The organism is Muriicola sp. SD30 (assembly GCF_041205185.1).
GTDB lineage: Bacteria > Bacteroidota > Bacteroidia > Flavobacteriales > Flavobacteriaceae > Muriicola.
In genome coordinates this window covers 1,094,334-1,121,059 of the sequence record NZ_JBGEWB010000001.1, presented here as the reverse complement: position 1 = coordinate 1,121,059, position 26,726 = coordinate 1,094,334, and the positions used below count along the sequence as shown (strand labels likewise).

27 protein-coding genes are annotated in these 26,726 nt (G+C 43.0%); 20 read left to right on the top strand and 7 right to left on the bottom strand.

What is annotated here, in order from left to right; genetic code table 11:
• Positions 1-22: 22 nt before the first annotated feature.
• A complete protein-coding gene (locus AB8P51_RS04985) occupies positions 23-577 on the bottom strand; it encodes a hypothetical protein (protein WP_369747653.1) in 555 nt (184 codons plus the stop codon).
• Between the two features lie 103 nt (positions 578-680).
• Positions 681-3,860 (bottom strand): cytochrome c biogenesis protein CcsA, encoded by a 3,180-nt coding sequence (gene ccsA, locus AB8P51_RS04980; protein WP_369747652.1) that lies wholly within the window; start codon positions 3,858-3,860, stop codon positions 681-683.
• A 141-nt stretch (positions 3,861-4,001) separates the two neighbouring features.
• Here ccsA and AB8P51_RS04975 point away from each other — a divergent pair, with 141 nt between their 5' ends.
• The 7 genes from AB8P51_RS04975 to AB8P51_RS04945 all read left to right on the top strand — a co-directional run bounded on the left by AB8P51_RS04975 (position 4,002) and on the right by AB8P51_RS04945 (position 11,833).
• Positions 4,002-4,766 carry a Rossmann-like and DUF2520 domain-containing protein gene (locus AB8P51_RS04975; protein ID WP_369747651.1) on the top strand — a complete coding sequence of 255 codons (765 nt, stop codon included), beginning with the start codon at positions 4,002-4,004 and terminating at the stop codon, positions 4,764-4,766.
• Positions 4,750-5,277, top strand: a complete 528-nt coding sequence (locus AB8P51_RS04970; RefSeq protein WP_369747650.1) for a KdsC family phosphatase — start codon at positions 4,750-4,752, stop codon at positions 5,275-5,277. Before AB8P51_RS04975 ends, AB8P51_RS04970 begins: the two co-directional genes overlap by 17 nt.
• A complete protein-coding gene (locus AB8P51_RS04965; protein WP_369747649.1) occupies positions 5,270-5,869 on the top strand; it encodes a Maf family nucleotide pyrophosphatase in 600 nt (199 codons plus the stop codon). Before AB8P51_RS04970 ends, AB8P51_RS04965 begins: the two co-directional genes overlap by 8 nt.
• 35 nt (positions 5,870-5,904) lie before the next feature.
• A complete protein-coding gene (locus tag AB8P51_RS04960) occupies positions 5,905-6,855 on the top strand; it encodes a septum formation inhibitor Maf (protein ID WP_369747648.1) in 951 nt (316 codons plus the stop codon).
• 5 nt (positions 6,856-6,860) lie between these two features.
• Positions 6,861-7,406 (top strand): mechanosensitive ion channel domain-containing protein, encoded by a 546-nt coding sequence (locus AB8P51_RS04955; protein WP_369747647.1) that lies wholly within the window; start codon positions 6,861-6,863, stop codon positions 7,404-7,406.
• A gap of 78 nt (positions 7,407-7,484) precedes the next feature.
• The gene (locus AB8P51_RS04950; RefSeq protein WP_369747646.1) at positions 7,485-10,022 is read left to right on the top strand and encodes a PIG-L family deacetylase; all 2,538 of its coding nucleotides are present in this window, start codon (positions 7,485-7,487) and stop codon (positions 10,020-10,022) included.
• Positions 10,023-10,126: 104 nt separating this feature from the next.
• The gene (locus AB8P51_RS04945; RefSeq protein ID WP_369747645.1) at positions 10,127-11,833 is read left to right on the top strand and encodes a sodium:solute symporter; all 1,707 of its coding nucleotides are present in this window, start codon (positions 10,127-10,129) and stop codon (positions 11,831-11,833) included.
• A gap of 50 nt (positions 11,834-11,883) precedes the next feature.
• Here the strand turns inward: AB8P51_RS04945 and AB8P51_RS04940 are convergent, their stop codons facing one another.
• The gene (locus tag AB8P51_RS04940) at positions 11,884-12,726 is read right to left on the bottom strand and encodes a DUF2911 domain-containing protein (RefSeq protein ID WP_369747644.1); all 843 of its coding nucleotides are present in this window, start codon (positions 12,724-12,726) and stop codon (positions 11,884-11,886) included.
• A gap of 204 nt (positions 12,727-12,930) precedes the next feature.
• On the opposite strand from AB8P51_RS04940, the gene AB8P51_RS04935 reads away from it, so the two are divergent.
• The 10 genes from AB8P51_RS04935 (at position 12,931) to AB8P51_RS04890 (ending at position 20,553) form a co-directional block, all read left to right on the top strand.
• Entirely contained in the window at positions 12,931-13,422 is a 492-nt protein-coding gene (locus tag AB8P51_RS04935; RefSeq protein WP_369747643.1) for a cell division inhibitor, read from the top strand.
• A 2-nt stretch (positions 13,423-13,424) separates the two neighbouring features.
• Entirely contained in the window at positions 13,425-14,120 is a 696-nt protein-coding gene (locus tag AB8P51_RS04930; protein WP_369747642.1) for an SDR family NAD(P)-dependent oxidoreductase, read from the top strand.
• Entirely contained in the window at positions 14,121-15,425 is a 1,305-nt protein-coding gene (locus AB8P51_RS04925) for a deoxyribodipyrimidine photo-lyase (protein ID WP_369747641.1), read from the top strand.
• Between the two features lie 143 nt (positions 15,426-15,568).
• Positions 15,569-16,996: an amidohydrolase gene (locus AB8P51_RS04920; RefSeq protein ID WP_369747640.1), complete on the top strand. Its 1,428-nt coding sequence runs from the start codon at positions 15,569-15,571 to the stop codon at positions 16,994-16,996.
• Between the two features lie 11 nt (positions 16,997-17,007).
• Complete coding sequence (locus tag AB8P51_RS04915; protein WP_369747639.1) at positions 17,008-17,181, top strand: Lacal_2735 family protein; 174 nt, start codon at positions 17,008-17,010, stop codon at positions 17,179-17,181.
• 3 nt (positions 17,182-17,184) lie between these two features.
• Positions 17,185-17,625, top strand: a complete 441-nt coding sequence (locus AB8P51_RS04910; protein ID WP_369747638.1) for a (4Fe-4S)-binding protein — start codon at positions 17,185-17,187, stop codon at positions 17,623-17,625.
• A 41-nt stretch (positions 17,626-17,666) separates the two neighbouring features.
• Positions 17,667-18,590, top strand: coding sequence for a TolB family protein (locus tag AB8P51_RS04905; protein ID WP_369747637.1), 924 nt, complete (start codon positions 17,667-17,669; stop codon positions 18,588-18,590).
• Between the two features lie 19 nt (positions 18,591-18,609).
• On the top strand, positions 18,610-19,053 hold the full coding sequence (locus AB8P51_RS04900; protein WP_369747636.1) for a VOC family protein: 444 nt from the start codon (positions 18,610-18,612) through the stop codon (positions 19,051-19,053).
• Positions 19,054-19,138: 85 nt separating this feature from the next.
• Positions 19,139-20,140: a pirin family protein gene (locus AB8P51_RS04895; RefSeq protein WP_369747635.1), complete on the top strand. Its 1,002-nt coding sequence runs from the start codon at positions 19,139-19,141 to the stop codon at positions 20,138-20,140.
• A gap of 5 nt (positions 20,141-20,145) precedes the next feature.
• Positions 20,146-20,553, top strand: a complete 408-nt coding sequence (locus AB8P51_RS04890) for a hypothetical protein (protein ID WP_369747634.1) — start codon at positions 20,146-20,148, stop codon at positions 20,551-20,553.
• Here the strand turns inward: AB8P51_RS04890 and AB8P51_RS04885 are convergent.
• The 4 genes from AB8P51_RS04885 to AB8P51_RS04870 all read right to left on the bottom strand — a co-directional run bounded on the left by AB8P51_RS04885 (position 20,550) and on the right by AB8P51_RS04870 (position 23,220).
• Complete coding sequence (locus AB8P51_RS04885; RefSeq protein ID WP_369747633.1) at positions 20,550-20,873, bottom strand: GNAT family N-acetyltransferase; 324 nt, start codon at positions 20,871-20,873, stop codon at positions 20,550-20,552. The genes AB8P51_RS04890 and AB8P51_RS04885 overlap by 4 nt on opposite strands.
• Positions 20,873-22,180: a UDP-N-acetylglucosamine 1-carboxyvinyltransferase gene (murA, locus tag AB8P51_RS04880; RefSeq protein WP_369747632.1), complete on the bottom strand. Its 1,308-nt coding sequence runs from the start codon at positions 22,178-22,180 to the stop codon at positions 20,873-20,875. Before murA ends, AB8P51_RS04885 begins: the two co-directional genes overlap by 1 nt.
• A gap of 14 nt (positions 22,181-22,194) precedes the next feature.
• Complete coding sequence (locus AB8P51_RS04875; RefSeq protein WP_369747631.1) at positions 22,195-22,848, bottom strand: DUF4290 domain-containing protein; 654 nt, start codon at positions 22,846-22,848, stop codon at positions 22,195-22,197.
• 84 nt (positions 22,849-22,932) lie between these two features.
• Entirely contained in the window at positions 22,933-23,220 is a 288-nt protein-coding gene (locus tag AB8P51_RS04870) for a DUF493 family protein (protein ID WP_369747630.1), read from the bottom strand.
• An 88-nt stretch (positions 23,221-23,308) separates the two neighbouring features.
• Here AB8P51_RS04870 and AB8P51_RS04865 point away from each other — a divergent pair, with 88 nt between their 5' ends.
• The 3 genes from AB8P51_RS04865 to fmt are packed head-to-tail and all read left to right on the top strand — an operon-like array spanning position 23,309 to position 26,714.
• Positions 23,309-23,872, top strand: a complete 564-nt coding sequence (locus tag AB8P51_RS04865) for an AAA family ATPase (protein ID WP_369747629.1) — start codon at positions 23,309-23,311, stop codon at positions 23,870-23,872.
• The gene (locus AB8P51_RS04860) at positions 23,869-25,770 is read left to right on the top strand and encodes an ATP-dependent DNA helicase RecQ (RefSeq protein ID WP_369747628.1); all 1,902 of its coding nucleotides are present in this window, start codon (positions 23,869-23,871) and stop codon (positions 25,768-25,770) included. Before AB8P51_RS04865 ends, AB8P51_RS04860 begins: the two co-directional genes overlap by 4 nt.
• Positions 25,767-26,714, top strand: a complete 948-nt coding sequence (gene fmt / locus AB8P51_RS04855; RefSeq protein ID WP_369747627.1) for a methionyl-tRNA formyltransferase — start codon at positions 25,767-25,769, stop codon at positions 26,712-26,714. Before AB8P51_RS04860 ends, fmt begins: the two co-directional genes overlap by 4 nt.
• Positions 26,715-26,726 lie beyond the last annotated feature (12 nt).

Genomic DNA, 26,726 nt, shown 5'->3' with positions numbered 1-26,726 from the left:
ACCCTATCGATATTATGCTGATCTAGTCGAGTTTTACAGGCCCGTCAGAGGTATTATTGACCATCCAGCGTTCATTTTGAATAGAACGGTAAACGATTTCATAATCTAGACCCTCCTCTTCCAATCTAAACAATGCAGCGGTAATCAAATTGTACTCCTTCTTTGAGTTTTTCACTTCCAGAAAAGAGTACACAGAATTGGCCGGAATAGCCATTCCCTTATTCAGAGTTGCCAATGAATAATTTTGAATACTGTCTAAAGAGGGATCCAGGGAAATCAAGTAGGGTAAAATCTCATTGTTATGGTCGGTGAGATCTGTAGTCTTTCCATCGTAAATCATTGTAACGGATTCAATAATTGCAGGCCCTACTCCATGGTTTAAGAGGCGCAAGGCAAAACTGTTATCGGAAGGATTATTTGAAGTTGAAACCTGAACATATGGAAGAATAGACAAGTAATTCTGTTTACTCATCAGGTTAGTTTGATAAATAAATATGATGAGTGTTATAAAGCTGATGCTCATAGCGGAAATACCAAGTATCTTCTCCAGATTCCAATTAAATTTTATTCTTCCCATTCCCTAGGCCCAAGATTTAAAGAATAAATGTAAAAAAAAGAACAGGGAATAAAAATCCGGATAAAGGGAGTTTTACTGCTGAATATAACTTTAAATATGAAGCTTAGGGCTTTGCGTAATTCACCTGATACCGCCAATAACTCACTCCGCCCAGCACAAATACACCTACTACAGTATACCAGATAAATGCAGGGGTGATTACCTGGGCACCGCTTGCATAGCTATGCAGCCCAACAAGGTAGAAATTCACGCCGAAATAGGTCATCATAATACTGGCAAAAGCAATGATGCTCAGGAAGTTAAAAAGCCACCTCCCTCGTAAACCTGGTACCAGCCTGGTGTGGATAACAAAGGCGTATACCAAAATGGAGATCAGTGCCCAGGTTTCCTTCGGGTCCCAGCCCCAGTAGCGACCCCAACTCTCATTGGCCCATTGTCCGCCAAGGAAATTTCCGATTGTTAGCATGATGACTCCCACCGTAAGAGTAAGTTCATTGATGATGGTGAGTTCCTTAAGGGTGTGCTCCATCTTTACCTTATTCTTTTTATTGGTAAGGATGATAAGAAGAAGAGAGACTACACCGAGGATCATCCCCACTGTTAAGGGTCCATAGCTACCTACGATGACGGCTACGTGGATCATCAGCCAGTAACTGTCGAGTACCGGTACCAGGTTGGCAATCGAAGGATCTACCCAGCTTTGATGTGCGATCCAAAGTAGCATGGAGGTCACAAAGGTAGCAGCAGCAATGGTCATATCGCTCTTCCTTCCAAGGGATAAGCCCATGGCCAGAGTGGCCCAGGACACATATAATATACTTTCATAGGCATCACTCCAGGGCGCATGTCCCGAGATATACCATCTCATAATGAGTCCGGCCGTGTGCCAGATAAAAAACAATATGATTACCCCTTTAAAAAAATAGGTTGCAATACGCCAGATTTCACGGTCTTTAAAGATGCGCAGCACCAGAACAAGAAACATCAGAATTCCCACCAGGGCGTAATATTTATACAGCCTGTTAAAGATGTCTAGTTTATTATAGATGACCTCGGCTTCAATCCTGTTAGCTGAAGGGAGTATTTCTGAGCCGTGGTTCTTTTGATTTTGTGAGAAAGCTTTGAGGATTTTGTCTGCTTCTGAAAAATCCCCTGTTTGCTTTGCTTCTCTTAAGGAAATCAGGTAGTACGGAACTGCATTCTGTATAAAATTTGCGTATAGTGAATCACTTACCTGAAACTGTCCGCTGCGATATTCCATGGCTGAGATCCATTTGTTGTTTTCATCGTTCAGCAAGGGGAAAATTTTCAGTATCTCTCCGCTGAGTGCACGATCCAGTAAACTCAGTCGGAAATACGCATCTTTAAAATCCTGCTGGAATTTATTCGGCGTATTTGTGGCAAAAGCCTCCTGGAGGTAGGGTCCAAGTTTATTCCTCCCCTGGGAATCAAAAAAATCGGTAGCTTTTATGTATTTCTGGCCTTTCGGTACCCCAATGATTTTACGAATGCTATCGTTTTGGGCTTTTTTATCCAGGGCGATAAAATCCGTATTGTACCAGAGTGCCGGATTCAACATCATGGACAAAAAGACCTGATCGGCATTAAGATTCCTGTAAGAGTCCTTCAAACTGAGCTTACGCAGCAATTCAGAAGCAAAGGTGTTGATAGGTTTCATCCGGCCACCTTCATCCTGGATGATTAGCTTCCCGAATTTAGCTGCATGTTCTTCGGCAATTACCGTAGAAGTGAACAAAGAGTCGAGCTGAGCCTCTGTGGGCCCCATATTGTGAGTGTGATCGGCAGCAGCCTGTTCCTCTTGTGCTCCCAGGGGGATACTCAGGGCAAAAAACATTACACCAGCAATGGCTGCCTTCTTCTTTCTGAGTTTTTCCAGGGAATTAGCCAGGTCTTTAAACCTCGTCTTTCCAAAAAACATGATCCCCATGAGGCCGAGGTAGAGAAGGAAATAACCAGTATAGGTAATCCAAGTACCCATCCGGTCGTGATTTACAGAAAGTACGGTTCCTTTCTCATCCGGATCAAAACTCGCCTGGAAAAAACGATATCCCTCATGGTCGAGCACATGGTTCATGTAAATGTCATAGTCGAACGGACGATCATCTTCCACCGTGATCTTACTCATAAAAGAGGCATATGCCTTTTCTGTCCCGGGGTATTTCTCTGCAATAAAATCGTTAAGGGTAATACTAAATGGCAGTTCGTAGACCTTTGAACCATAGCCCAGGGTAAAATCGAGCCCCCCAAGGGTAAATTTCTCCATATAACTACTACTGCCTTTTCCGCCCAATACTTCTTTTCGTACTGTTTCCCCATTCGTGCTAATGTCGAGGATCAGGGCATCCTGGGAATTCGGGGATTTTTCTTCTTCCGAAAGGGGGACAACCCCGTAAGACCCTTTAACAACGGGCTCGGGGATTACGAATTGCATGGAACCTATCGAATACAAAGACCTCAGCTGCAGGGTCTGCAGACTGTCTATTGTAAGGGTGCCTTCTAACTGATCGGCCATTCGCATAAAACTTCCTTCAAAAGAAGATTTTATACGATACTCTCCCCCGTCGGTAAAAATATTGATCGCTCCTTCGGTCTCTTTATTAAGCGCAAATAGAATGTTATGGATATTGGCAATTTCTCCATCAGCCAGATAATGTTCATGTCTGTTCCCATCCCCAGCCTCGACAATTTTTAGGAAATTCGAGCCATTTTCATCCAGGATCAGGCCCCTTTTGGCGCCCTGGATAAATCCTGCGTAGCTGATCTTGAATTCCTGCCCGTTAAAATCTTCCTTCCAGGGGAGGGTCGACTGTATTGCTTCAGGTGTTACGATCAGGTCGTCCTGAAGTGGCTTTCGTCTAAGTTCTCCATCCATTTCACCATCGACAAGGACGGTGAGATATACTTTATCAGAATAAAAAACATTTTCGGAATTTCCTTCACGGATAGGCATCATGCCTTCATAGCCTATATATCGGGTAACACCTGCTCCGATAATGATCAGAATCCATGACAGGTGTAACATCAGAACGGGCCACTTCTTCCATTGAAGCAGGCGGTAGCGGAACATATTTCCAAGGAAATTGATCACAAAAAATATCATGATCACTTCAAACCACTTTGCGTTATAGATCCAGATTTTTGCCGTTTCAGTGCTATACATACTCTCCACAAAGGTGCCAATGGCCATGGCAGCAGCAAAAACAAGAAATAATACCGCCATCAGGCGGGTTGAAAACAGGATCTTTTTTAGTGTCTCAATCATCTATTGTATCCTTTTACCCGATATCAGCCGCAAAAATACGGCCTTTTTGCCTTTTAAGCGGGCCGTAAAAGCTATAAAAAGTTAAACAATATTGTTAATTCTTTACAAAGTCAATCCTTCTCAAAAATTGTACTTTTGGATATGCTTAAAGTCATCTTAATCGGAACGGGGAATATAAGCAGATTCCTGTTTGATGTTCTCAACGTACACCCCTCTGTGAATATAGTGCAGGTGGTGGGAAGAAATAAGCAGGCCCTGGAATATTTTGGAAAATCTACCCCTGTCAGCAGTAAATTTGAAAAGCTGATAGAGGCTGATGTATATATTCTTGCCATTAACGACGGCGCGATTAGCGAAGTTGCTCACCAATTAGACATCAAGAAGGGTATGCTCGTTCATACAGCAGGCAGTGTAAGCATAGAAGCACTTCCGACAGAGCTGCGCAGGGGTGTTCTTTATCCTTTGCAGTCCCTGAGTGGAAGCATTCCTGAAAAAATACAGGAAATCCCCCTCTGCGTTGAGGCTAGCATTAAGGAGGATTATTCGCTATTAGAAAAACTGGCCTATTGCATTTCAAACCGGGTAGAACGTCTCAATTCAGAAGAACGCAGACAATTGCACCTTGCTGCCGTTGTTGCAAATAATTTTAGCAATCATATGTTTTACCTGGCCTCTGAAATATGCAAAGATCAGGGAGTGCCTTTCGATCTGTTAAGGCCCCTAATAAGAGAAAGTTGTAATAAAATTATGAACCTGTCTCCCTATGAAGCCCAAACAGGACCGGCCAGGAGGGGAGATCAGGAAACCATCGATGAACATTTAGAAATGCTGAAAGAAAGCAGTCTTCAAAAAATTTATAAAACCCTAAGTGAATCAATTCAGACAACCTATGGAAAAGAGTTATAAAACCTACCTGAGTCAGATTACCACCTTTGTTTTCGATGTGGATGGAGTCCTTACCGATGGCAGGGTTCTGATCACCTCCGAAGGAGACCTGCTAAGGACAATGAATATACAGGATGGTTATGCCATTAAAACGGCCATTCAAAAAGAGTATAACATTTGTATCATAACAGGAGGAACAAACGAAGGGGTAAGACAGCGGCTTAAAGGCCTGGGGGTTAAAGATATAAATCTGGGAGCTCATAATAAAGTTGAAATTCTGGAAGAATACCTAGAAAACAACCACATCCTTCCCGAACATGTCTTGTACATGGGAGATGATATTCCGGACATTCCCGCGATGCAACAGGTAAAGCTTGCCTGCGCCCCACAAAATGCAGCTCCTGAGGTTAAGGCCATCTGTAAATATATATCCCATAAATATGGTGGGGAAGGCTGTGTTCGTGACGTGGTTGAGCAAGTGCTTAAAGCAAGGGGCGACTGGTTCAAAAATTTCAGTGCAGCAAATGATTGATAATCCACTTAGCAAGAAGCTGGAATCCTTCAGGGTACTGCTGGCTTCTGGATCTCCAAGAAGACAGGAACTACTCAGTGACATAGGAGTGTCCTTTGAACAGGTACACAACAAGGTGGAAGAAACCTATCCTCAACATTTAAAGGCCGGGGATATTTCGGAGTACCTCGCACAATTAAAATCAAGCAACCTCAGACAGAACCTGAAGAAAAATGAAATCCTGATCACAGCTGATACCGTAGTCTGGCATAAGGGAGTGTCTCTGGCAAAACCCGCGGATTCAGCTGAAGCTACGCAAATGCTTCGCCAGCTTTCCTATGACTGGCATGAGGTAATCACCAGTGTATGCATTACCACTCATGAAAAACAAAAAATTATTAGTTGCACCACCGAGGTTCTCTTCAGGAAATTAGAGGAGGACGAGATTCAGTATTATATTTCTGCATTTAAACCCTTAGATAAGGCAGGAGCTTATGGAATACAGGAATGGCTGGGAAATATTGCCATAGAGGAAATCAGGGGGTCCTACTCCAATGTGGTGGGACTACCAACTCATTTAGTTTACAAAACGTTAATGGATATGGCCTCCTGACCAGCTTTGGGTACTTTTGCAAAAAAATTGTAAGAATGGTACTTCAAACTAAATTTTATAATATCGTTTCAGGGTTTTTTTTTCTGGTCCTTCTGGGATCGTGTACAGAAAACCATAAAAATATAGCTGTTCAGACCACGGGAGTGGCTACTGGATCTATTCCTGAAAATAATAAGCCAAAACCTTTATCTAAAGATTTTAAACAATTTTGGTATGCCGGAGAAGCCGAGATTACCTCATACAAACTCCAGCAGGCCCGATACGGTGAGATTAGAGACGGGGAAGCTGTCCTGATTTACGTGACAGAGCCTTTTGCCCCGGGAAAACAAGTGAAAGCCGATCAGAGTTCCCCTTCCAATATTCCTGTGCTCAAATTGAATTTCACAAAAAAGTTTCTCACCGGCATCTATCCGTATTCTATTATGAGCAGTACCTTTTACCCTGTGGCCGATAACCAGCATGCCATCAAAGTTACGTCCTCTATTCAGGAATGGTGTGGGCAGGTATTTGCCCAGCTGAACAATCGCGAAAAATTTGAAGTGGAATCTTTCTCTTATTTTGAATCTGAAGGTGATCAAAGCCTGCAGTTCGCGAAAACCCATTTGGAAAATGAGTTCTGGACCAAGTTACGTATTCAGCCCAATAACCTTCCCACAGGGAAGCTTAAAGTAATCCCTTCCCTTGATTACCTGAGACTGATGCACCAACCTGTAAAAGCTTACAGTGCGGAGGCAAGCCTTGAGCAAAACCTCGAAATTTCCGTTTACACACTCTCATACCCGGAATTAAAAAGGGAATTGAAAATATCCTTCACAACAGCTTTCCCATATAGTATTGAAAGCTGGACAGAAACTTATCCCAGTGGTTTCGGTTCATCAGCTAAAATGCTAACAACAAAGGCCACTAAAATTAAGTCTATAAAAACTCCGTATTGGCAAAGAAATGGAATTGAGGATGTATCTTTGCGCGATACTTTGGGAATTTAAGATATATGGAGGATTTACTTTTGAGTTATAAAAATGAGCTGTTAGCTTCATTGATCACCCTGGTGGTGGTCCTTATTCTCAGGTTCATAACCTATAAGGCGGTGCGAAAAGTTGGTAGCATCAGTGACCTTAACGAAGCCAGGATACGACTTGTAAGTAAGTATATTTCCTTTGGTTATTGGGTTCTTGCAGCTCTTGCTCTCATCCTGATATGGGGAGTGAATATCAAAGAACTTGGGTTGATTCTATCCTCAGTTTTTGCCGTTATCGGTGTGGCCTTATTTGCCCAGTGGTCTATCCTCAGCAATGTCACAGCAGGGATCATTCTATTCTTCTCGTTTCCCTTTAAAATTGGAGATCGAATCCAGATTATGGATAAGGACCTCGAGTCCTCAGGAACCTACCTTATCGAAGATATTAAAGCCTACCACATTCATTTAAGAAGAGAAAACGGGGAATTACTCACCTATCCGAACAACCTGATGCTGCAGAAAGCCGTGTGTGTAATTGCCGATGAGGATATTGATAATGATGGCAGCGATGCCATTTAAGCTGTTAAAGAAGTTCTAAAAACCCTTTTACAGCCTGTATATCTTTCTATCTTTGAACAACAAGCAATTCGACCAAACATGCGTATCCGACTGAGAATGCTTCTTTGTTTCCTGCTGGTTTCAGTATTAAATTACGGCCAGGCACCAGACAGACCTTCCTCAACAGACATATTCCACAACCTGCAAAAACTCAATTTTCTTGGTTCTGCCATGTATATTGCTGCGCATCCGGATGATGAGAATACCCGCCTGATTTCATATCTCTCCAATGAGGTACATGCACGTACTGCCTATCTCTCCGTTACACGAGGCGATGGTGGCCAAAATCTGATCGGACCCGAATTGCGGGAACTACTCGGAGTGTTACGCACCCAGGAGCTTCTGGCCGCTCGAAGGGTAGACGGAGGAAGACAATTCTTTACCAGAGCCAATGACTTTGGTTACTCAAAACATCCCGACGAAACCCTGAGATTATGGGATAAGGAAATCGTTTTAGGTGACGTGGTTCATCTGATTCGACAGTTTAAACCCGATGTGATCATCAATCGATTTGATCACCGTACGCCGGGATCAACTCACGGGCACCATACCTCCTCGGCTATTCTCAGCGTTGAAGCATTCGATCTTGCAGGCGACCCTAAAGCTTATGCTGATCAACTTGGCAAACTGGAACCCTGGAATCCCAAAAGGTTATTCTTTAATACCTCCTGGTGGTTTTACGGGAGTCAGGAAAATTTTGAAAAAGCTGATAAATCCAGATTGATTGAACTTAATACCGGAGTTTATTACCCTGTTTTAGGGATGTCTAACAACGAAATTGCCTCCATTGCCAGTAGTCAGCACCTATGTCAGGGCTTTGGCCGGTTAACTTCAAGAGGAGAAGAACAGGAGTACATTGAATTGCTCAAAGGAGATATGCCTGTTAAGGACCCTACCAATCTCTTTGAAGGGATAGATACTTCCTGGTCTCGGGTCGAAGGTGGAGAAGCCATAGGCGAAATACTTTCCAGGGTAGAGGAGAATTTTAATTTTAAGGATCCTTCAACCCATTTAGCTGACCTCCTCACCGCCTATAATCTACTACTAAAGATAAAGGATGAACACTGGAAAAAAATAAAAACAGAAGAACTAAAAGACCTTATCGTAAGTGTGACCGGCCTCTACCTGGAAGCTTCTTCTGAATCAGCTTATTCAAATCCAAATAATGTTGAAAATGTTAATGTTGAGGCGATCAATAGAAGTGATACTTCAATACTATTAAAATCGATTTCTCTCAGTGGAAATACAAGTCTAGAACCAGGAGAAGTCCTCAGAAATAACATTCGAAAAATTTACAATATACGTCTTGAGGTGCCTGCTAATATGAGGTACTCAGGTCCCTATTGGCTAAGGCAAAAAGGCAGTCTGGGGATGTACAAAATAGATGATTTCGCTTTAGTCGGTAAACCGGAAACGCTCCCTGCTTTCACAGCCCGTTTTACCCTGGAAATTGAAGGTGTCACCTTAGATATTGACAGACCGTTAATCTATCGATATTCCAGGCCCGATAAAGGAGAGCTCTATAGTCCTTTTAACATTCTTCCTGCGGCTTCAGCCTCTATCCCGGATAAGGTTTTAATCTTTGCCGATGCTGCCCCGAAAGAAATATCGGTTTCTGTAAAGGCTTTAAAGGACAATGTGCAAGGAAATTTAAGCCTGAATATTCCCGATGGATGGATGGCAGACCGGCAGCAAATACCGGTACATTTAGACAAGGACGGAGAGGAAAAGATCTTTCGGTTTGTGATTACCCCTCCCGCTAATGAAAGTGAAGGAATTATTGCTCCTGTTCTAACCATTAATAACGAGATCCTGGGCAAGGAATTGATAACGATCGCTTATGACCACATCCCTACTCAGACTGTTTTGCTCCCTTCGGAAACCAAGGTAGTTCGTCTGGATATCAAAAAAACAGGCCAGAATATAGGATATATAATGGGTGCAGGAGACGATATCCCCCAAAGTCTGGAACAAATAGGATATACGGTCCATACAATTTCCCCTGAGGATATTCAAAAAGGCTCACTTTCACCTTTTGATGCCATTGTTGTAGGAATAAGGGCTTACAACGTTGTGGACGATATGAGATTTAAACAGGATGCGTTGCTCGACTACGTTAAGGAAGGGGGCAACCTGATCGTACAATACAATACTTCGGGGCGAAGTGGACTCAAGTTTGATAATCTGGCCCCCTACCCCATTCATGTTTCCAGGGACAGGGTCACAGATGAAGATGCCCCTGTAAAGATCCTCGAACCTGAGCATCCACTTATGACCTTTCCAAATACCATCACAGAAAAGGACTTCAATGGCTGGATACAGGAGCGCGGACTTTATTTCCCGGATCAATGGGATGATGCATTCACTCCTGTGCTCGCTATGGCAGATCAGGGCGAAACTGAAAAAGAAGGAAGTCTTTTGATTGCCTCCTATGGAAAAGGAACGTACATTTATACCGGCCTCAGCTTTTTTAGGGAGTTACCAGCAGGCGTCTCCGGAGCCTATAAACTATTCGCCAATATGCTGTCCCAGAATAAGGCTAAGGTGCAAAATCAAACTCCTGTAAAAGGTAAGTAATGGACGAAGTTAAAAAATGGAAAAGAGAATATTCCCTGGTGATCATCCTCAATGCCCTTTATATCCTTACCTTTTATTTCATTATGATTTCTAACGCCTGATTTATGGGGAATTTAGACTGGTTTGTACTCTCCGGAACCTTGTTATTTATTGTAATCTACGGGGTATGGAAAACTAAAGGCAGTAAAAACGTAAGCGACTATGTGCTTGGCGGAAATCAGGCAAGGTGGTGGACGATAGGTTTATCCGTAATGGCTACCCAGGCTAGTGCGATTACTTTTCTTTCAACCCCCGGTCAGGCATTCCATGACGGGATGGGCTTTGTTCAGTTTTATTTTGGCCTGCCCCTCGCCATGATAGTGATATGTGTAGTCTTTGTGCCTCTCTACCATAAACTCAAAGTATATACTGCCTACGAATTCCTCGAAAGGCGATTCGACCTTAAAACGCGTTCCCTGGCTGCTATTTTATTCCTTATTCAACGTGGCCTGGCAGCAGGAATTACCATATATGCCCCATCAATCATCCTTTCAGCGGTTCTTGGATGGGACCTCCTTACCTTAAATATCATCATTGGTATTCTGGTCATTATTTACACAGTATCAGGAGGTACCAAAGCGGTTAGTGTAACTCAGAAGCAGCAGATGATCATTATCATGACGGGTATGTTCATTGCATTCTTTTTTATACTGGGAGCACTACCCCCTGAATTGACATTCAGTAATGCGCTGAAAATTGCCGGGGCTAGCGAGAAATTAAATATCCTCGATTTTGATCTGAACACCTCAAGCAGATACACCTTCTGGAGCGGTATTACCGGTGGTTTTTTCCTTGCCCTGGCCTATTTCGGTACCGACCAGAGTCAGGTGCAACGGTATCTTTCAGGAAAGTCGGTCAGGGAGAGTCAGCTCGGTTTAATTTTCAACGGCATTTTCAAGATTCCCATGCAGTTTTTTATTCTGCTTGTGGGGGTAATGGTTTTTGTTTTTTATCAATACAACCCCTCTCCAATTAATTTTAATCCTGCTGCCCGAATTGCGGTAGAGAACTCAGAATTTGCCGAGGACTATCAGGAATTAGAGGATCGACACAAGGAGATTGAAACAGAAAAATTGATGGCCCAGGATAAATTCTATGCAGCCCTTAAATTAAAGGAATACGCAGCAACGGTAGAGGCTAAACAACAAATTCTGGAGGTCAATCAGAAAGAAAGAGTAAACCGGGAAAGGGCTAAACTTCTCATAGAACAGGCCGATAACCTGGTACAGACCAATGATAAGGACTATGTTTTTATTCACTTTATACTCAATAACCTTCCTAAAGGCCTTATAGGACTATTACTGGCTGTCATCCTGTCTGCAGCCATGTCTTCTACCGCTTCAGAATTAAATGCCCTGGGAACGATTACTGCCATTGATCTTTATAAACGCAACAGGAAGCAAGAGTTTACTCAGAAACACTACGTAAAGGTATCCAAAGGCTTCACCCTGATGTGGGGTATAATTGCAATTTGTATTGCCGGAGTGGCCGACTTGTTTGACAACCTTATTCAGTTGGTAAATATTATAGGTTCTGTTTTTTATGGAAACATTCTCGGGATCTTCCTCCTTGCCTTCTTCTTTAAATTTGTAAAAGGAAATGCCGTGTTTGTGGCAGCTATTATCACTCAGATCGTTGTTATTGTGGGCTTACGTGGAGATTGGATGTCATACCTGTGGCTCAATGCCTTTGGTTGCACCCTCGTAATCCTCCTCGCCATGGCCCTGGAAGGCTTTGACAGGATTTTGCGAAACCCTCCTTTAGAGACATAAAAAAACCCCTGCAGTGCAAGGGTTTTTCAATTAGACTTTATTTAATTCCTTTACATGGCTCCCCATTCTTTTAAGGAATCTTCGTTCAATTTTACGTAGTCGGCATTCTTGGCAGCTTTGGCAACGGCAAGAGATTTTTTTGCAGCTTCAATAGCGCCTTTCTTGTCGCCCATTTTTGCATAGATCAACGACTGTAAGCGCATCATCCAAAAGGCGTTATCGTTCATGGATACGGCCTTGTCTACCCACTTTTTGGCTTGTTCAAGGTCCTCTCCTTCCTGATAATAATAGGAAGCTGCAGCAAAATAATCGTTACCAGATGGTCCGGCCATCACAGATTCAATACTTTTCATGGTCATCTCCTTGGAAGGTACAGTAAATGGCACTCCAACATAGGTGTTTTCCCATAGCATTCCTAAGGTAGCTCCGTTGTTATGAAGGTCGTCAATGGTGATCGTAAAGGTTTCTACAGGCATCTCCATGGTCATGACTTCCGCCGTATACTTGGCAGCAACTTTACTTTCATCCCATTCCTGAGGAGTTCCCCAATTATTGGTGTCGGTGTAAAAATAAACATCCCAGGAAGACTCTCCGGGTTTGGTAAAGACGGCATATTTACCAGCCTTTAATGTGCTGCCGGCAATAGTGGCATCTGTACTGAAACTAATCATGGTATTTTGATTGGCTCCTGTTCTCCACATTTTGCCAAAAGGCACCAGGTTGCCCATAATAGTTCTTCCTCTCATCGAGGGTCTTGAATACTCTACAGTTACTTCGGTTAGACCTACCTGCTGCTCGATCTTGGCCGCCGGACTAGGTTGAGGTGATTGGATTTGTGCCAGCATAGGGGTACATACCGCAAATGCTAAGGCGAAATAAATTATTTTCTTCATTTTTTCACTAGGTTTTGGTTCTCTCAAATTTACGCATAAATAAGATATAAAATCTTAAAAAAGCCTTTCTATAAGGACCTCAATTATGTTTTAAAAATTTCTCGAAAAAGTGATTTCAAGGTCCTAATTTTACTATTTGTTTAACAATTATTTCTTTTTATTAAACAAAAATGACCTTAACTTTGAACAAATTGATAAACAGACATGTACAGACTATCGGCCAAACAGGCCTTCCCCATTAGCAGGAAAACTGCATGGGACTTCCTTTCGAATCCGGCCAACCTCAGCAAAATTACTCCCGCAAAAATGGGGTTTGAAATACTGTCAGGCGCAGACAGGCCTATGTTTCCGGGACAAATTATCCAATACAGGGTACGTCCCTTCCCGGGATTTTCTACCCGCTGGGTTACCGAAATCACGCATGTAAAAGAAGGTTCCTATTTTGTTGACGAACAGCGATTTGGCCCCTACTCCCTCTGGCATCACAAACATTTTATCAATGAAGTGGAGGGCGGTATAGAAATGGAAGACATTATTGATTATAAGCTTCCCCTTGGAATCCTTGGAAAGATGACTCAACCCCTTATCGTAAAGAAGCAACTTATCTCTATTTTTAAGTATCGCGAGGAACAACTAACATCCAGATTTGGCAGTTTGCCAGGTATTGAGAAACAATTTAAAATAGAAAATATATAACTATGAATTCAAAAAATATACTCCTGATTGGAGGATCACACGGAATTGGACTTGAACTTGTTAAACTTCTGCAGGATACTCACTCGGTCTTTGTCGCATCGAGAACAGCAGATGATTTGTCATCCCTCAATGTTACCCATATAACTTTCGACGTGACCAAGGATGAACTCGATCTGAACAAATTACCTGAAACCCTCGACGGTTTTGTATATTGTCCGGGGAGTATAAATCTCAAACCACTCAAAATGATGGGACTGGATACTTTCAGAGAAGATATGGAGATTAATTTTTTCAGTCTTGTGAAGGTGGTTAAACAAGTGATGTCAAAAATGGCAGAAGGTTCCTCCATGGTTTTCTTTAGTACTGTTGCTGTGGGGATGGGAATGCCATTTCATACCAGTGTTGCTGCTGCCAAGGGGGCTATTGAAGGCTTTGCAAAAGCCCTCGCTGCCGAGAATACCCCCAAGGTAAGGGTGAATGTCATCGCTCCTTCGCTTGTTGACACTCCTTTGGCCTCAAGGTTACTCAGCAACGACAGAAAAAAAGAGATGATGGCGGAACGACACCCACTTAAACGGGTTGGAACGGCTGAGGACATTGCTAAAATGGCAGCCTTCCTCCTTAAAGAAGACAGCGGATGGATGACCGGTCAGATATTGGGTGTGGATGGTGGAATGTCATCTTTAAATATTTCATAAATGGAAAAAGTAGCGGTATTTTGGTTTAGAAGAGATCTGAGATTGGAAGATAACACAGGTTTAATTCAAGCCCTAAAGGGCGACGTTCCTGTACTTCCGATTTTTATCTTTGATCCTCAAATACTCGGGGAATTACCGAAAGACGACGCTCGCCTAAATTTTATTCACGACAGATTAAACAGCCTCAGGGAACGCTTGCAAAGCGACTTTAAATCTTCCCTCGCATTTTATTACGATGAGCCCTTAGATGTCTTTAAAAAACTGAATAAGGACTTTGATCTCAATGGGGTCTACTGCAATCGGGATTACGAACCTTATGCTAAAGAACGCGATGGAAAAATAAAGGATTATCTAACGTCTGTCGATATTGAATTTCACACTTTTAAGGATCAGGTAATTTTTGAAAAGGATGAAGTAGTCAAAGATGACGGTGATCCCTATGTAGTGTACACGCCGTTTATGAAGACATGGAAGGAACACTTTAAAGAAGTAAAACCTCTTCAGGATGACAAAGAAGATCTCCAGGGACAAAACTTCTACCAAAATAAAGAATTACCCTTTCTCTCTCTTCAGGATATGGGATTTAAGGAGTCTGATATCAAAGTGCCTGAATACGATGTAACCTCTTCTCTGATTCAGGACTATGAAAAAACCAGAAATTTCCCAGCCAAAGACGGTACTTCACACCTAGGACCACACCTGAGATTCGGAACAGTCTCTATTAGGGAAATGGTGAGAAAGGCCAAAGCTGAACCTAACGAGACCTTCCTGAATGAGCTTATCTGGCGCGAGTTTTTTATGCAGATTCTCTGGCATTTTCCAAGAACAACTAATGAAGCCTTTAAGAAAAAATATGACCGCATCCCCTGGCGAAATAAGGAAGAGGAGTTTAAAAAATGGAAAAATGGCCAGACAGGTTACGCCCTGGTGGACGCAGGAATGCGACAATTAAACGCCACAGGGTATATGCACAACAGGGTGCGAATGCTGGTAGCGAGCTTTCTCTGTAAACATCTGCTGATCGACTGGCGGTGGGGGGAAGCCTATTTTGCGGAAAAACTGCTCGATTATGAACTCAGCAGCAATGTGGGTAACTGGCAATGGGCAGCAGGTAGCGGTGTAGACGCCGCACCTTACTTCAGGATTTTTAATCCCATGACCCAAATCGATAAATTTGATAAAGATCAGAAATACATAAAGCAATGGGTTCCTGAGGTCGATACAGATGAGTATGTCCCTAAGATGGTCGATCATAAGGAAGCCAGGGAACGTTGTCTGGAGACCTATAAATCAGCCCTTTCCTGAGAATATTGATCAAAGGAATTTCCTCTTATATGGTTCTGTCCTTTTTACTATATTTAAAGACCGAGGCAATGTATAGTAAAGCTTCATAATCCGCTATGTCTCTGATTCATAAAAAATAATAATAACCATAAGTCCAGATAACCATGAAATACTGTTTTACACTTTGCTTTTTTTTCCTCCTACTCTCCATGCAAGGTCAAAAAATAAACACAAGTAAAAAAGCCATTATTAACAGCATTGAAAAGCACGAGAGCCGGCTTATTCAAATTAGTGATTCGATATGGGCCCAGGCCGAAACTGCCTTTGAAGAGGACGATTCTTCAATGATCCTTGCAGATTACGCCCAGGCGAATGGTTTTTCTGTGGAAAGAGGTGTTGCAGGAATGCCTACTGCCTTTGTTGCCACTTACGGTTCGGGAAGGCCGGTAATAAGCGTACTTGGAGAATTTGATGCCCTGCCGGGTATCTCCCAGAAGGCCCAGCCAACCAAGTCCCCACTGGAAGAAGGTGCCGCCGGACACGGGTGTGGCCATAACCTCTTTGGGACAGCGAGCCTGGGAGCAGCTATAGCGGTAAAGGAATTAATTGAAACAGGGAAACTCAAGGGTACGGTAAAGTTTTTTGGTACACCGGCTGAAGAGAAATTTTTTGGCAAAATATGGATGGTGAAAGAAGGGTTGTGGGACGATGTTGATGTCAACCTAAGCTGGCACCCCAGTGCTAAGACTGAAGCTGATGTTCAAAGTACACTGGCCCTGATCGATTTTAAGGTCGAATTTTTCGGACAGGCCGCACATGCTTCTGCGGATCCCTGGAATGGACGAAGTGCTTCAGATGCACTTGAACTCTACACTACAGGAATAAATTACTACCGAGAACACATCAAACCAACAGTAAGGATACATTACCATATTCAGGATGGCGGCCAGGTGGTCAACGTAGTTCCCGATTATTCCCGACTCTGGGTGCGTGTTCGCGATACAAAAAGAAGCGGAATGATGCCCGTTTATGAAAGAGTAAAGGCGATGGCCGAAGGGGCTGCTATCATGGCCAACGTAGACTACAAGATCTCGCTCATTTCCGGGATCTACGAAGTATTGGTAAATCGGGCCGGAGGCGCAGTGATGCAAAAAAACCTCGAATTACTGGGTCCTATCACCTATACGGACGAAGAAACGGAATTCGGAAGGCGCATACAGCAGGAAACCGGAAAACCACAGCTGGGCATGGATAGTGATATATCACCCCTGGAGGTAACCAAGGAAAACCCGGGAGGAGGCTCCACGGATGTGGGTGATGTTAGCTGGAATGTTCCCAATATTAATCTCAGTGTAACCGTAGCGCCGAAGGATACGCCCTGGCATTCATGGGCCGTTGTTGCATGTGGAGGAATGAGTATAGGGCATAAAGGAATGGTCCATGCCGCCAAGGCCCTAGGGATGACAATGGCCGATCTTTTTGAAAGCCCAAAATTGGTGGAAAAAATAAAGTCGGAGTACAAAGAACGTAAAGGAGAAGAGGTGTACGAACCTATGGTTCCGGAAGGACCGCCTCCAATTGGAAATAAATAAAAAATAAAGCTATGTTCGGATTATTTAAAAAGAAAAGCCCTGTTGAAAAATTGCAGGCGCAGTATAAAACTGTTATGAAAGAAGCCTTTGATCTGTCTAAAGTAAATCGAAGTGCCGGAGATGCCAAATACGCGGAAGCAGAGGAGATACAAAAGAAAATAGATAATTTGATACAGAAAAAATAAAAGATGGCCAGTAAAGAAATCGTCAAGGAATATCAGAATGAAGGGATTACAGTAATCTGGAAACCCCAGAAGTGCATTCATGCAGCCGTATGTGTCAAAACCTTACCCGAGGTATACAAACCCGATGATAAACCTTGGATCAACCCACAAAACGCCTCGGTAGAGGCTTTGCAGTCGCAAATCGACCGATGTCCGTCAGGGGCATTGTCATATCGCATTAAAAATGAAAAACATAAACCTGAAAATAAAAAACATAATATGAGTCAGAAAGTTGAAGTAACGCCCAACGGACCTTTGATGGTGCACGGGGAATTGGAAATCACCATGGTAGATGGATCGAAAGAAACTAAGAAAAGGACTACCGCATTTTGTCGCTGTGGAGCTTCAGATAACAAACCTTTCTGTGATGGAAGTCACAAGGGTATAGATTTTGAAGATAGTTAAGACACCGAACGGGGTATTGTGATAGCCATGAATAAGATGTAATGAATAAAGTACAGCTATTTTATCTGCTATTATCACTATCCTTTCTAGGACATACACAAACCCATTCAGTGATTTCCAGACTTGAGACGTATGATCTGACCACAGGGAAACGAGAACTCATCCTGGAGGAAAATGCCCATTTCGAAGCTCCTAACTGGAGCAGGGACGGAACGTTTTTCATTATCAACCAGGAGGGCATGCTTTACCGGATTTATCTCGACGGAAAGCGAAGGGAAGTCATTGATACAGGAAACGCAAAACAATGTAACAACGACCACGGCATTTCTCCGGATGGTATGATCATTGCCATCAGCAATAACGATTTAATTGAAGGTGCCAAATACGGGACCTCCCGGATTTACACCCTCCCTATTGAAGGAGGCACACCCCAACTGGTTACAACAGAATTCCCTTCCTATTGGCACGGCTGGTCTCCGGACGGAAAATCAATGGTCTACACGGCGCACAGAGAAGGCGATTATGATATCTACAGCATAGGAACTGATGGCGGGAAAGAAACCAGACTAACCAATGATCCGGGACTCGATGACGGGCCAGAGTACAGTCCGGATGGCAATTTTATCTATTACAATTCCTTTCGCTCCGGAAGCATGGAACTCTGGAGGATGAAACCGGATGGGACCGGGAAAGAACAGCTTACTGAAGATGCCTATTCTAATTGGTTCCCCCACCCTTCCCCAGATGAAAAATATCTCGTCTTCCTCTCCTATCTCGAAGATCAGGGTCAGGCCCACCCCGCATTGAAAAAGGTAGCTCTCCGACTATACGATATACAGAGTAGAGAGATATCTACCCTCTGCAGCTTTACAGGAGGTCAGGGCACTATCAATGTGCCTTCCTGGGCACCTGATAGTAATAGGTTTGCCTTTGTTTCCTATGAAGAGACAGGAACACAGAAATAACAAAAAAACCGAATAAAAAATGAAATATATTATTATGCTGGCCTTGCTCTGTATACCCCTGGTAGGTCATTCTCAGTCGTTTTCGTACCGAATAGATCATTATTCCATGGTTGTAACAGACCTTGAAGAAACCGGCAATTTTTACGCCAATATTCTGGGCTTACAAGACATCCCCCACCCATCCAACGCCGCAGGCTTCAGATGGTTTAGTATTGACGGGACTGCACAGTTACACCTCATAAAAAAAGATAAAGTGGAAAAAAACAGATCTAAAAGTGAACATCTGTGTCTCTCTATCTCCAATCTCGACGAATTCATTGCATACCTGAAAGACACTAATGTTTCCTATTGGGATTGGGAAGGTACCAAAGGTGCTGTTTCCGTACGGGGGGATGGGGTTCGTCAAATTTATCTCCTCGACCCGGAAGGTAACTGGGTAGAGATCAATAATGCCAATAGCTAAGCTCTTGTGCATGACATTTCCATTAACATATCTATAAGACATAGCCTCTAGGGTAATCATTATTTTTGAAAGTAAATTAAAGTCTATGGCCAACTCTATCCGTTTTATTAAACCCCTGGGGTTTCCCTGGGAAACTGAAGATCCCTTTTTATTTTGCGTGTATCACCTCGATCATTATCCAAAAGGAAACGAACATATGGGTCCGGCCGCATCCCTTGAAGGGCGAAATCTTGGGAATGATTTTACCCTCAATGCTCAGGGGTGGCGAATGTACCACGGACATACGGTGCCTGGTTTTCCATATCACCCCCATCGGGGTTTTGAGACCATTACCATTGTAAATAAAGGATTTTGCGATCATTCCGATTCCCTCGGAGCCGCAGGTCGTTTTGGCCAGGGCGATGTTCAATGGATGACCGCAGGCAGAGGAGTACAACATTCCGAGATGTTTCCCTTACTCCGGGAAGATAGAGACAACCCTCTGGAACTTTTTCAGATTTGGCTGAATCTTCCAAAAGAAAACAAGATGGTGGATCCCCATTTTAAAATGCTATGGCACGAAGAAATTCCGGAAGTGACCATGGAAGGAGTATCAGTCCGCCTTATTACCGGTTCACACCAGGGAAAGAATGCACCCTTACCAGCTCCCGATTCATGGGCGGCCAGGGAAGAAAATCATGTAGCTATATGGAATCTGCACCTCGAACCCGGTGCAAGTTTTACATTTCCTGAAATCCCTGATAATGTAAATCGCACCCTGTATTTTTATGAAGGTGATTCCTGTGTTATAGACAGCACCCGAATAAAACCAGAAAATGGTATCGGCTTAAATTCCAAAGAGGTAGAAGTAACCAATAATGGTTTGGAAGCAGCTCATTTTTTACTATTACAGGGCAGACCCATTGATGAGCCTGTTGCCAAATACGGCCCTTTTGTAATGAATACCGACCAGGAGATTCAGCAGGCGATGCAGGAGTACAGGCTTACCCAATTTGGTGGCTGGCCCTGGCCACATCCAGACCAGGTGCATGACAGGGAAAAAGGCAGGTTTGCCAAATATCCTGATGGAACCCTGGTTGAAAAATAGTTTAATTGGAAACGATTCGTCTTTTCTTGGATTTTGGGTTGATGGTCCTTATCTGGATGGTACAGCTCATAGTGTATCCGGGTTTTATTTATTATTCGGAAGAAGCACTTATTCAATGGCACAAAAAATATACCCCTAGGATATCCCTGCTGGTAATTCCCATGATGTTGGGTCAACTCATGCTTTACGGCTCTCTTTTGCAGCAGGAAAAAACGATGTACAGTGTATCCGGCTTTGTCCTGGTACTGTTGGTCTGGTTGCTCACCTTTACCATTTTTGTTCCCAGGCATAAAGCCATTTCGGCAACTGAGTTTTCCCGTAATACTTTGGTCGAATTAGCGAATCTGAATTGGCTGAGAACCGCAATTTGGACGGCCTTGTTTTTATGGAATTACTTTACAGTATCCGTTTAATCTCCTATAAAAAATCCCGGAGCCAGCATACTCTTTACTTCATCCGGATGCCTCTTGAGGTAAGAAGCCACGAAGGGGCATAAAGGTGCCAGCTTCACACCGAGATTTCGGATATGTGCAAATACTTTTTTCAGCAATGCACTCCCCACTCCCTTTCCTTCAAGATGTACGGGAACTTCTGTATGAGTTAGATAGATAACCCCCTGCTTGTTTTGCATATATTCAACATAGGCCACACCTTCGGGAAGTTGTAGTTCAAATCGCTTCTGATTCCCTACCGTGTTAAGAACAAGTGGAAGATTATTGTAAGAAGTACTCATCAAACTCTGGTAATATGGGCCCCGATAGCCCTAAGTCGGGTATCTATATCCTCATATCCCCTGTCAATTTGTTCAATATTGTGAATAGTGGAGGTTCCCTTGGCCGAAAGGGCAGCTATAAGTAGGGAAACGCCAGCCCTTATATCAGGAGAAACCATAGTTGTGGCTTTAAGGGTCGATTTAAAGTCGTGACCGATCACCGTAGCCCGATGCGGGTCACATAAAATAATCTTTGCACCCATATCTATGAGTTTGTCGACAAAGAACAAACGACTTTCAAACATTTTCTGGTGGATGAGTACTTCTCCTTTGGCCTGAGTGGCAACTACAAGGATAATACTGAGTAAATCAGGAGTTAAACCGGGCCAGGGAGCATCGGCTACAGTTAAGATGGAACCGTCAATATAATTATGGATCTTATATCCGTTCGTATGGGCAGGGATAAAAATATCATCTCCTTTTTTCTCAATGGTAATACCCAGTTTACTAAAGGCTGTAGGGATCTGGCCCAGATTTTCCCAGCTAACGCCTTTAATGGTGAGTTCACTCTTCGTCATCGCAGCAAGGCCGATCCAACTACCGATTTCAATCATATCGGGCAACATGGTATGACTGGTACCTTTCAGAGCATCTACGCCTTCGATAACAAGCAAATTGGAACCTATTCCGCTGATCTTTGCGCCCATCCTGTTCAACATCTTGCAAAGTTGCTGAAGATAGGGTTCACAGGCTGCGTTGTAAATTGTAGTTTTTCCTTCGGCAAGTGCTGAGGCCATTACGATATTGGCAGTACCTGTTACAGAAGCTTCGTCGAGGAGCATGTAGGTCCCCCTCAGTTTTTTGGCTTCAACGCCATAAAAGTGTTCTTCTTTATTGTATCTGAATTTAGCCCCAAGTTTGATAAAGCCTTCAAAATGGGTGTCGAGGCGTCTTCGCCCTATTTTATCTCCTCCGGGTTTTGGGATATATCCCTGGCCAAATCTGGCGAGTAATGGTCCAACCAGCATTATAGAGCCCCTAAGGCCCCTGCCGTCCTGCTTAAACTGGTCTGAAAGCAGGTAATCCAGGTTAACATCATCGGCCTTAAAAGAATAAGATCCTTTTCCTTTCTTCTGAATTTTTACTCCCAGGTCTTCCAGGAGTGCAATAAGTTTATTGACATCAACTATGTCCGGTATATTGTTGATTGTAACTTCTTCAGGTGTGAGTAGTACGGCGCATAAGATCTGAAGTGCTTCATTTTTAGCCCCCTGTGGCGTAATACTACCGTGTAGTTTGTGTCCGCCTTCTATTTTAAATGTCCCCATGAATTAAGCAGAAATTAGTAGCGCTTCTTACCTCTGTTACCGCGTTGTCCTTTTTTATTGGATCCGCTGGACCTGCTGCTTTTTGTAACTCTCTGTTTTAGGAATTGCACGCTTTCGGTGAGATTCGCCCCGTCTGATGCAAGATCGATTTGTCCGTCGCTTAACTCGTATAAATGCTTAAAAATGACTTTGTCATCAACTGTATCCTTATTCCAGTTCAGGTAGCACTTTTTCATATGGTTGGCAATTGCGTATTCAAGGCCAGCGCGCTTGTCTCCCTTCTCCCACTGAATAGCAACATCGATCATCCTTTTTATATTATTTCCGTAAAATCGGTACTTAGGATGGTTCTGGGGATATTCGAGAGGTTCTGGGCGGGCCTGTAGCAATTCCTGACTCGTAATCGGGAATGGAGAGTCCACGTCGAGTTTAAAATCGGACATGATGAACAGCTGATCCCACAACTTATGCTGAAAATCAGGTACATCCCTGAGGTGTGGTTGAAGGTTTCCCATCACGGAAATAATCGATTGGGCTACCTTATTTCTTTCTTCCCTGTCTTTTATAGACATGGCATAATCAACCATTTTCTGAAAATGACGCCCGTATTCCGGAATTATCAGGTATGGACGTTCTGTATTATATTCTAAAGTTTCTACGGAATTCAAAGTGCTGTATTTTAATTGGTGAACAAGCTTGGAAGTAATTCTAAATCGATGGCAAATTACTAAAATTATGGCAGATTACCTATCTTAAAGGGAGATAACACCCTCTACCTTGGCTACTTCCCTGTAATATTTAATCACTGCATCAGGATCAGCGAGATTTACAGTAACCGACAGGCTCGTATACTTTCCCTTACTCGATTTTCTGGATTCGATAACCGCACCGGTATTGTCGAAAATACGTTCAATAGCTTTAATCTTATCATCGTCGGTAGGGACAATAAACTTATACAAATAATCCGAAGGCCAGGTACTTGTACGGAGAAGTTCATCCTTTAACCGCTTGTAAAATTCATCGGAGCTATCGTTATTCATGCAATTTCTTTTTGCAAATATAAAGGGAATCATCATATTTTACCGCCATAAGAGTATTGTTTACTTTTGTTGGGAAGATGGGGAGATCATGCCAAAACGAATTGTAATAACAGGAGGGCCGGGTACCGGAAAGACGTCAGTAATAAGCCTGCTGGAACAACAGGGTTATTACTGCTTCCACGAAGTGATAAGAAATTTTACGACAAAGGCAAAGCAGTCAACTGATGCTGAAGCTTTGCATTCTAATCCCCTGACATTTGTAGATGACCCCTTCCTCTTTAACCAACATATTCTGGAAGCAAGGCTATCCCACTTCAAGGCAGGGGAAGAATTAGAGCATAAAGTGGTGTTTTATGACAGAGGCCTCCCAGATGTACTGGCCTATATGAGATATTTCAATCAGTCCTACCCTGAAGAATTTATAAGGTATTGCAAAGATCACAGGTATGATCAACTGGTGGTATTACCCCCCTGGGAGGCAATTTATACCAGAGATGATGAGCGCCTTGAGACTTTTGATCAGGCGATGGAAATACATGAAGAGTTATTAAATATGTATTCAGAATTTCAATACACTTCCCTGGAAGTCCCTATTGGAAGTATAGAGGAAAGAGCTAATTTTATTATTAATAATGTGATTCCTGCCTCGTGAAAAATTCACCTTCTGAAATCCTCTTAAACTACTGGGGTCATGATTCTTTCAGGGGATCTCAGGAAAAAATTATCTCCTCAGTGCTTAATGGGGAAGATGTCCTGGCTTTGCTTCCCACAGGAGGCGGTAAATCTGTCTGTTATCAGATCCCTGGCCTGATGCTGGAGGGCATTTGTATTGTAGTCTCACCCCTTGTAGCCTTAATCCGGGACCAGGTAAGCAGTTTACGGGATAAAGGAATTAAGGCAATTGCACTTACTGGAGGTATTTCCTTTGAAGAAACAATAACCTTATTGGATAATTGCCTGTATGGGGGGTATCAATTCCTTTATCTGTCACCTGAGCGATTGCAACAACCTCTGGTGCAGGAAAGGATCGGGCAGATGGATCCGGGCCTGTTTGCAATAGACGAGGCCCATTGTATCTCGCAATGGGGTATTGACTTCAGGCCGGCATACATTCAGTGTTCTATTCTTCGAGAAATGCACCCACAGGTACCTTGTATTGCTCTAACGGCTACTGCCACCTCAAAAGTGGCTGCAGATATTACAGATTACCTGAAAATGCCCGCTCCTTTTGTGGTTAAAGATTCGTTTTCACGACCCAATCTGATCTACAGGGTAGAAAAACAGGAAAACAAGAACCAGCAACTCGTACAACTGTGTAAAAAGGATTCACCATCGGCAATTGTCTATGTTCGGAGTAGGCGTAAAACCCAAGAGCTTACCCGACTACTTTCAGAACATGGCGTCAGTGCCAGTCCTTTTCACGGGGGAATGACACGCAATGAAAAAGACGATAAATTAAGGGCATGGAAGCAGGATAAAATAAAAGTGATGGTTGCCACCAGTGCCTTCGGGATGGGCATAGACAAGGCGGATGTAAGGAAAGTGATCCATTTTGAATTACCCGAAAGCATTGAAAGTTACTTTCAGGAGGCCGGCAGAGCCGGGCGAGACGGAAATCCTGCAGAGGCAGTCCTTTTAGTAAATCCGGAAGATGAAAATCGTCTTGTAAAACAATTTGTTGCAGTGCTCCCTGATGTTGCCTTTATCAAGCTATTGTACAATAAACTGAACAATTACTTCCAAATTGCTTATGGAACTGAGGAGGCCCGTGATTTTCCGTTTAATTTTAATCATTTCTGTGAGACCTATGGCTTAAATCCCTCCCTGGCCTATAACGGACTTCGGCTACTCGACCAGAATTCAGTTATAGCCCTATCACAGCATTTTTCTCAAAAGACCTCTGTTCAGTTTACGGCAACCAAAGCTGCTATTTTTACTTATCTGGATATTAATCCAAAAAGCGTTAAGGTAATTCAAACCCTCCTTAGAACATATGGTGGTGTATTTGAATTTGAAACCAAAATTAATACAACCCTGATTGCCAAAAAATCCGCTGTAAGAGAAGAAGAGGTATTATCCGTTCTCAAAAAAGCAGAGAAGGATGGTATTCTATTATTTCAGAACGAACAACAGGATATGCGCATCACCTTCCTCGTCCCCAGAGAAGATGAACGGACCATTAATTCATTTGCGCATAAGATTAAGGAGCTCAACAGGGTTAAAATAGAGAATGTCCGGGCAGTGCTTGCCTATGTAAAAAATGACACCGTATGCAGGTCGGTTCAGCTGTTGTCCTATTTCGGAGAGGAAAACTTCCGGGATTGCGGCGCCTGCGATGTTTGTCTTAGTCATACATCTGTGACAGATCAGGAAATTAAAGAACTCGACAGGGATATTCTGGATTTAATTCAAAAAAGGGCTTTGTCGCCACAAAATCTGATTAATACCCTTGGCCGGGATAAGGAATTAGTTTTAAAAGAATTGCGCTACCTTATGGAAGAGGGAAAGATTGTTTTAACCAATAAGAATGAATATATATTGACGAAATGAGGAAATTGCTAATTGTATTTATGGGAACCCCTGATTTTGCAGTGACTTCATTAGCGGCCCTGATAGAAAACAACTACACAGTGGTAGGTGTGATCACTTCTCCAGACAGGCCTGCAGGCAGAGGACGCAGCCTCAGGCAATCGGCAGTTAAGAAATATGCGGTTGAGCAAGGGCTAAAACTAATACAGCCCACCAATTTGAAGGCTTCGGATTTCCTTGATGAACTTCGATCCTTGAAGGCCAATTTACAGGTTGTTGTAGCTTTCAGGATGTTGCCAAAAGCTGTATGGGCCATGCCCGAATACGGCACTTTAAACCTGCATGCTTCCCTACTACCCGATTATCGTGGGGCGGCACCGATTAATTGGGCCATCATAAACGGCGAGACAAAAACGGGGGTGACGACATTTTTTATAGACGAAAAAATTGATACAGGAGCCATCATCCAGCAAGCGGAATGCGAGATTAAAGAAACTGACAACGCGGGTTCCCTCCATGATCGGTTGATGCACATAGGGGCCGATCTCGTCGTATCAACCGTAAGATTGATTGCAGAAAATAATGTAGAAACCTATAATCAGAAAGATCTCAAGACACCTCATGCTGCCCCTAAACTAACCAGGGAAAATTCACGGATCCAGTGGAACCAGTCTTTTAAAGTAATATACGATCATATTCGTGGCCTGAGCCCCTACCCTGCTGCCTGGACTATTCTAGTCAATGGGGAGGAAGAATTATACATAAAGGTGTATTCTGCCAATTACATTAAGGAAAATCATACATATCAGCCCGGGAAGGTCCTGAACGAAAAATCAAGGATAAGAATAGCAGTCAGTGATGGTTTTATAGATATGGAAGAGATACAATTACCTGGGAAGCGAAAAATGAGTGCCCGAGAAGTCTTAAACGGACTAAAATTAGAAGATAATGCACATGTTGTCTGAAGTCCCGTTATT